A 290-nucleotide genomic window follows, 5' to 3' on the forward strand; every position below is an offset into this window, starting at 1 on the left:
TGTCATGACGGCCGTGAACTGAGACATATCAACACAGAAAAGAAAGAACAGAATGGTTATACACAAACATATGAAGTATATGGATGTTCAGACTGTAGTGGATGTGAACATAAGTCTAAATGTTTATACAAGTATAATCCTGATAAAGATATTGATAAGAATAAAGTAATGAAGATCAATGAAGTATGGGAAGAACTCCGAGAGAAGTCACATGCTAACATACAGAGTGAAAAAGGTATTCTGAAACGACAGATACGCTCTATTCAAACAGAAGGTCATTTTGGAGATAT

The 290-nt window shown here is 34.5% G+C and carries 1 protein-coding gene; it reads left to right on the forward strand.

Translation table 11 applies throughout. The annotated features are described in order from the left end of the window. The coding region (locus tag SBH76_RS13625; RefSeq protein ID WP_317978175.1) for a transposase at positions 1-290 on the forward strand (290 nt) is incomplete at both ends.

The organism is Lachnoanaerobaculum sanguinis, assembly GCF_033242365.1.
GTDB lineage: Bacteria > Bacillota > Clostridia > Lachnospirales > Lachnospiraceae > Lachnoanaerobaculum > Lachnoanaerobaculum sanguinis.